Annotated in this window: 2 protein-coding genes; both read right to left on the minus strand. The window is 62.2% G+C overall.

Going from position 1 to position 844, the window contains the following annotated elements:
- The coding region (locus AAFM29_RS17965; protein ID WP_341714068.1) for a hypothetical protein at nt 1-466 on the minus strand (466 nt) is incomplete at its 3' end.
- An 87-nt stretch (nt 467-553) separates the two neighbouring features.
- Nucleotides 554-844 (minus strand): hypothetical protein (locus AAFM29_RS17970; protein ID WP_341714069.1); only part of this gene is annotated, 291 nt, incomplete at its 5' end.

Raw genomic sequence — 844 nt, forward strand, 5'->3', positions numbered from 1 at the left:
TCTGCGGCGGCTGGCTGATGCCTGCGACGCGCACGGTGGTCGCGTTGTTGAAAGGCTCTTCCTTGAGGTCGATGCGCACCAGCTTGTTGCCGATGCCAGCCGCGGTGACGTTGCCCTCGGCGATCGGGCCGAGTGCCTCGATCTCTTTGCCCTCTTCAACGCTCCAACCCATGAGGCGCAGATCGGCGAAGGTGTACGGGGCGCCGCCCGGAGTCAGGTACTTGTCGGCGATGATGTTCTGACCCTTGACCGGCTGATCGGCGTGATCCTGTCCGTCAACGACGACGAACAGCAGACGCACCGCCGGGGTGCCCTTGCCCGTCTCAATGATGGCGCTGTCAACGCAGACGGCATCGACGGGGCGACCCTTCCTCGTGATGAAGGGGGCGTCAGCGGACGGGCGCGGATCGACAAGCTTCAGCGAGGCGCCTTCGGCAAGAGTGGGTAGCGTGATCGGATTGCTCATGTGTACGATTCCTCTGTGGTAGTGTGGTGGCCGTTTCAGTTTACATCAGCTTCGGAAAAGAAGCAAGTGAAAGTTGCTTGCGCAGTGCTAGCTGCCCTGCGGCTGCAGCCGCGCCTTCGCAGCATCCTTCGCCGCGATCAGGATGTTGCGCTGCTCAACCGTCAGCAGCGACGCACCCTGAGTGTTAGTCTTCTGGAAAACTTCGCGCAGCTCATCAATCGACTTCGCATCGCGAATGGCCGCAGCTCGACGCGCGACCCAGCCACGCGAACCGACGGGCTCATCGCCGGACTTGGCCCAGTTCGCCAGAGTACGTCCCGTCTCTGGAGTGATAACGCTGGGAATGCGCGTGCTAAATAGCCCCGTGCGATCCTTGCC

The organism is Erythrobacter sp. (assembly GCF_038133525.1).
Lineage (GTDB): Bacteria > Pseudomonadota > Alphaproteobacteria > Sphingomonadales > Sphingomonadaceae > Qipengyuania.